This is a genomic window from Streptomyces sp. NPDC055078 (assembly GCF_053607985.1).
Map to the genome: position 1 here is coordinate 1 of NZ_JBSGUP010000579.1, position 5,347 is coordinate 5,347.

General features: G+C 68.1%; 6 protein-coding genes and 1 pseudogene. 2 read left to right on the forward strand and 5 right to left on the reverse strand.

The features are described 5' to 3' along the window. Window positions 1-33: 33 nt before the first annotated feature. Window positions 34-204, reverse strand: a complete 171-nt coding sequence (locus tag ACWF94_RS32445) for a hypothetical protein (RefSeq protein WP_453496705.1) — start codon at window positions 202-204, stop codon at window positions 34-36. Between the two features lie 822 nt (window positions 205-1,026). Between ACWF94_RS32445 and ACWF94_RS32450 the strand changes: the two genes are divergently transcribed. Continuing rightward, entirely contained in the window at window positions 1,027-1,956 is a 930-nt protein-coding gene (locus ACWF94_RS32450; RefSeq protein ID WP_453496708.1) for a hypothetical protein, read from the forward strand. On the opposite strand, the gene ACWF94_RS32455 is transcribed toward ACWF94_RS32450, so the two are convergent. Both ACWF94_RS32455 and ACWF94_RS32460 read right to left on the reverse strand, forming a co-directional pair. Next, complete coding sequence (locus ACWF94_RS32455) at window positions 1,953-2,729, reverse strand: fumarylacetoacetate hydrolase family protein (protein ID WP_453496711.1); 777 nt, start codon at window positions 2,727-2,729, stop codon at window positions 1,953-1,955. The two genes, ACWF94_RS32450 and ACWF94_RS32455, sit on opposite strands and share 4 nt — an antisense overlap. 351 nt (window positions 2,730-3,080) lie before the next feature. Then, window positions 3,081-3,245, reverse strand: a complete 165-nt coding sequence (locus ACWF94_RS32460; RefSeq protein ID WP_453496714.1) for a hypothetical protein — start codon at window positions 3,243-3,245, stop codon at window positions 3,081-3,083. A 346-nt stretch (window positions 3,246-3,591) separates the two neighbouring features. Here ACWF94_RS32460 and ACWF94_RS32465 point away from each other — a divergent pair, with 346 nt between their 5' ends. Next, complete coding sequence (locus ACWF94_RS32465; RefSeq protein WP_453496717.1) at window positions 3,592-3,858, forward strand: RNA polymerase subunit sigma-70; 267 nt, start codon at window positions 3,592-3,594, stop codon at window positions 3,856-3,858. A 46-nt stretch (window positions 3,859-3,904) separates the two neighbouring features. Here the strand turns inward: ACWF94_RS32465 and ACWF94_RS32470 are convergent, their stop codons facing one another. Together ACWF94_RS32470 and ACWF94_RS32475 are read right to left on the reverse strand one after the other, a co-directional pair. Beyond that, window positions 3,905-5,095 carry a helix-turn-helix domain-containing protein gene (locus ACWF94_RS32470; RefSeq protein ID WP_453496720.1) on the reverse strand — a complete coding sequence of 397 codons (1,191 nt, stop codon included), beginning with the start codon at window positions 5,093-5,095 and terminating at the stop codon, window positions 3,905-3,907. After that, window positions 5,064-5,347, reverse strand: a pseudogene (locus ACWF94_RS32475) (hypothetical protein); the annotation flags it as partial. The gene ACWF94_RS32470 and the pseudogene ACWF94_RS32475, both read right to left, overlap by 32 nt.

The window sequence follows — 5,347 nt, forward strand, 5'->3', positions numbered from 1 at the left end:
CTACGGGGGATGCGCGGACGGACCGGGGCGGTCTCAGAGGGTGGCTGGGTCGGGACACGCCCAGACCTCGGCGTCGAGGACGTGGGCACCGGCCCGGCCCCGGGCCCAGCCGCCGTGCACGGCCCCGGAGGTGAGGAGCTGTCCGCAGGCGTAGCAGGGCTGGCCCAGGGCCTGGTCCCACGTCAGATCCCGCGTCGGTGGCACGGGTGCGTCTCTGCACGGAGGGGCGGCCTGCGGCGGGGGTGCGGTCATTCCGGTTTGCCTGTGGTGTGGGGCCAGGTGGTGCCGGTGTATTCGTGGTGGTGGTCGCCTGTGTGGTCCGGGGGTGGGTGCAGAAGATCTTCCGGGCTTCGGGGCGGAGTGCTCCGCACAGGGAGTCCACGGTCAGGCGTTCCACAGCGGCTCCCTGGGGGTCGTGTCGGTGAGGGCGGTGAGTCCGCGCTGTTCGCGGCACGGGGCGCAGGCGGTCTGCGGGTACGGGGGTCCGTAGGCACGCTCGATGAGGTTGATCGTGCGGGCCGGTGCCGGAGGGTCCGCCGTGCCAGTGGCACCAGCCGGACCGGACCGGGAGCACGGGGACCGGGGTCTGGGCGCGGCGTTTGCAGCGGCGGCAGGCGCACGGCGGGTACTCCTGCGACTCCGGAACACGGGCCGGGTCTCCGTCGCCCGCCACCTCGGTCACCGGACGCACAGTCTGCCTGCGCCCGCCGGGGCCCATCCGGTACACCGTCATCGTCATCACGGGTCGGCTCCCACACGTCGGTCTGGCGCGGCATCGGTGATTGCGCGTCACCGCATGCTGTCGGTGGGGCCGTAGACCTGGGTACGTCCCTACGGCGGACCTCTGTGTCCTGAGCGGCCCTGGCGTGGTCGTGGCGTGGACTTTTTGGACCTGGAATGTCCCTGAGGGCGCGCGAGCGGATGCGCGTGGGTCACCATCGGAGGGTCGGAGTTCGGCGATGCAGGGAGATCTTGTGGCCGAGTTGACGGGTTTCGGCTTGCTGCTCAAGGAGCGCGGCTGGGGCTATGGACGGTTCATGCGGGAGGCCGTGCCGGTCGCGCAGACTCTCGGGCACCAGTGCCGCGACGCTGGAGCGGTGGGAAGAGATCGCGCAGGACTACGCCCGCGCCTACCAGACTCTGCCGCCCCAGCATCTCCTCGGCGATGTCCTCGCCGACCTTGCGGAAGTACAGCGGATGCTGGAGCAGCGGCAGCCGATACGGCACCGGCAACGGCTGTGCCGGGTCGCGGCCCAACTGGCGGCGTTCGCCGGGATCTTCGCGTCCGCGCTCGGCGCGCACCGGGAGGCGCGAGGCTGGTTCCATACGGGCCGGCTCGCCGCTGCGGAGGCCGGAGATGCTCAGCTGGAGGGCACGCTACGGGTCCGCTCGGCGATCGTGTCCCTGTACTTCGGCACTCCCGCAGCCGCGTACACGCAGGCATCCGGGGCCCGTCACCAACTGGGAAGCGCCGTTGGGCCCGCGTCGGCCCGCGCCCTGGTGGTAGAGGCCAGGGCACTGGCCCGTATGGGGCGTGGCACGGAGGTGCTGCCGCTGCTGCGGCAGGCAGAGGCCATGTTCGGTGACCTCAGTCAGGCGGACCGCCACGACATCGCGTTCGGGTACACGGAGCGGCAGTTCCTGTTCCACCTGGGGAACGCGTGGACCCACCTGGGGCGCACCGATGACGCATGGGCAGCACAGCGGCGGGCACTCAGCGCCTACGCGCCGACAGAGCGCCTCGATCCGGCCCTCATCCGCATCGACCGCGCCACCTGCCTCGCTCGCGCCGGCGAACCGGAAGAGGCGTACCGGATCGCTGGTGAAGCACTCAGTGCGCTCCCTGCCGACCATCGGACGGGCATGGTCGTCCGGTACTGCGAGGACTTCGGCGCCGCAGCGGGACGCCCCGAGCTGCCTGCGGGACGGCAGTTCGCCGAGCTGATGCGGGCCTAGACGACCGGGTTGCGGAGCGTCCCAATACCGGTGACCGACACCGCGACCACGTCACCCGGCACGACAGGGCCCACCCCAGCGGGGGTCCCGGTCAGGATCACGTCCCCGGGTTCCAGCGTGACGGCCGCGCTGATGTACTCGATCAAGGCCGCGACCGGGGAGATCAACAGCGCTGTACTGGCGTGCTGCCGCCGCTCACCGTTGACCCGGCATTCGATCTCCAGCGCGGTCGGGTCGAGGTCGGTGGCGATCCAGGGACCGAGCGGACAGAACGTGTCGAACGCCTTGGCCCAGGACGGCTGTCCGTCAGCCTTCTGGATGTCCCGGGCCGTGACGTCGTTGGCGCAGGTGTAGCCGAATACGTAGTCGAGGGCGTCCGCCGCAGATACGCCACGGGCGGTGCGGCCGATGACCACGGCGAGTTCGGCCTCGTACTCCACCTGGTGAGACTGGACGGGATAGCGGATCGGCGCTCCCGGGCCGATGACTGCCGACGGCGGCTTGAGGAACAGCCGCGGTACGGCCGGCGCCCCCACGCCCATCTCCGCGATGTGATCGGCGTAGTTCCGGCCCACGGCAACGATCTTCCCCGGCGCCACGGGGGCCAGCAGCCGGACATCCGCACAGGGGACGCTCTGCCCCGTACGGGATGTTTGACTGCGGACAGGGTCGCCGCTCAACACGTCCAGCGTTCCACCGTCCGTCGTCCCGACCACTCGCCCGTATTGCACTCGCCCCTGTTGCTCGAACCGGGCGAATCGCTGCTCATCCACCAGACCAACTCCGTCCCTTGTCCTCAGCAGGATCGTAGACAGCCCGCGCGGGGGGCGGTCCTCGGGGAGGTGCTTGAACTGGGCTATGGCCAGAGCCGATCGACGCAACGTAATCGGACTGATGGCGAGAGCGTCGCGGGCAGGTGTCGGCCCTCCCGCAGGGAGGTCGGAAGGGACAGGCCCGAGGCGCGGGGCCCCCGCCCGGGGGATGGCGGAGGACCCGCTACCACAACCCCCAGCATGGCACTGCATTCGGCCACGGAATAGGTGCAGGTGTCCGGAAATCACCCGGCCGGGCATGGCGAAGCTGCCCCTGCCCGCGACGTGCGGACAGGGGGCGGGTGTTCGGTGTTACGCCCGGCGGGTGTCGGTGACGACGACCCACACGGTGACGGCCGCGATCACGGCCCATGCCGCCCACAGCCACCACAGCGTGCCGGCGGTGGCTGTCGTGGCGATCAGCGCGATGAGGCTGAGGGTGGTGCACACGGCAAGGATCTTGGTCTGTTTGGTCATTCCCTCTCCTGGTTGCGGGAGTTGCCCGGTGTGGTCGGGTGGTGCAGTCTGGGGAGCGGGACCGGGGGTGTAAGGCTCCCCCGGTCCCTCCGTCAGCCTTGGGGCTTACGGCGGCGACCCTTCTTCCGCTTCGGCAGCGCCTTGACGTGCCCACGCGGCGATCGCGTTGACGATCAGGATCGTCGCGTTGAGCGCGATGCTGATCTTCTCCCCAGTGGTCATTGTCCCTCCTTTGTGTGGTCTTGCCTTGGGGCTGGGCCCCTTGGCGATGACTCGGTCATAGGGGTACTCCCATATTCACGTCGAGGGGGTACCCGCATGCTTGCTAAAGGGGTACCCTCATACCGTGAGCGACGCACCCGATCCCATTGCCGATGTCCGAGCGATCATCGACCGTCTCGGCGCGATCGCCGACTCTGTCGACCGCGCGCGTGCACTCGGCACCCTCCTCGACGCCTGGCCCGACCTTCACTCCGACGTACGCCACGCACGCCAGACAGCGGTGCAGGAGATGCGCGAGACCATGACCGTCACCGCCATCGGCGAGACCCTCGGCATCGGCCAGCCACGCGTCTCCCAGATCCTCCGAGGCATCACCAAGAACAAGAAGTAGCCCCCCGCCCGACCCCGAAGGCCGGACAGGGGGCGGTGTGAGAAGGTCAGCGAGCCTGTGTTCGAGGCGGGCCTTCACCGTCATTCCGTGACGACGCAATTCCTCGTGGTCGTTGCCTGAGCGCAACGACCTTTCCCTCAGTGGGCACTGCGGAGTGCCCCTTCCTCGCAGGTTGAGGGGCGATCGAGCGCAAGACCGCAGGCTGGATCGCCAGTTCCTCAGAGGCGGACAGGTACGGCTTCTCGCCGAACTGCCGGTTCAGCAGAGTCCACAGCAGCAGAGGTTCCTCCTGGCCGACGGAAACCGGTTCTTCCTTGCGCCAGCCTCGCTGAGTCAGCTGAACATAGAGGGACCGTTTTCGGCTCTCCCCAATGTTCCCCACCGCAGCTCCTCGCATAATGAGCGCCTGAATGGAGACCCCCCATGTCTGCTTACGCCGAGCGAAGCCCTCAAGCGTGAGGCGATCCTTGATCTCCTCCACCGCTCGCTCCCTTGGCACGAGCAAGGCACCAGCGAAGCGGTTGGCTTCACTCTCTGGATCTTTCGCGCGCGGACGGAAGGTGTGGAGGATGATGTGCCCGAGTTCGTGCGCCAGCGTGAAGCGATCACGATCCCCTTGCTGGCCTGGGAAGTACGCGATCAAAGCTGTCTCCCCGATCCCTGCCCAGTAAGAGACCCCAAAGTGCTTGTTGGTCGGACTGGGCGAGTCACCTGTTGGATCAGGCAACATGATGGGCGCGACGGCCACGCCACAGCGTTCGAGCGCTCGTGTGAGGTGGGGGATAGGTTTGTCCGGTGCTAGCCGGAGGGCCACACGCGTCTCATCGGCCAGCTCCTCAATGTCGTCGTCTGTGAGCTCTTGGGTGTCGGCGTAGGGCAGCGGCGGGGCCGGGTAGTTGGCCTTGCCGGTGACCTCCTCAGTGACCCGGAAGCCCTCTCCGTAGAAGGCGCTTACCCGACGTGTCACGGTGCGGCTGGCCAAGGCCGTCTTCCGGAACCGCAGCGAGTCCAGGGGAACGCTCGACGGTTTGGCGTAGAAGAAGTTCAGGGGCGTGTCTGTTGCTCGGGCGATCTGAGCGAGACGTTCCGGTGAGGGTTCCCGTGGCCCGGTCTCGACCTGCGAGATCCAGGATTGGCTGATTCCTGTCAGCTGGTGAAGATCTGCGCCAGTCAGCCCAAGGAGGTCGCGCAGGGTGCGCAATCGTTCACCCGGGGAAGCCTCCAGCGCCGTTGGCATCGTTCGTCGCCTCGTTGGGAAGTTCCAGTTCCAGGCCTTCATCTTGGGGTTCAAAGTGAAGGTTTCGCAGCTCAGCCGCGCTGGCAAGCAGTGGGAAGTCTAGGTCGACGTGCTGTTCCTCACCGAACTTCCATGCCCCGATCGGGCGCACCGCTGAGCCCAAGCGAACGATCGAACCCGCAGGCGATTCGGCGCAGCAGGCGTGACGAAGCCGCCCCCTTCCCGCATGCGGGAAGGGGGCGGGTGTGCGGT

Bases quoted from the DNA above. Each gene is read 5' to 3' on its own strand.
- ACWF94_RS32470 (WP_453496720.1), bottom strand. From the start codon at position 5,095: ATGCCAACGGCGCTGGAGGCTTCCCCGGGTGAACGATTGCGCACCCTG.
- ACWF94_RS32460 (WP_453496714.1), bottom strand. From the start codon at position 3,245: ATGACCAAACAGACCAAGATCCTTGCCGTGTGCACCACCCTCAGCCTC.
- ACWF94_RS32450 (WP_453496708.1), top strand. From the start codon at position 1,027: ATGGACGGTTCATGCGGGAGGCCGTGCCGGTCGCGCAGACTCTCGGGC.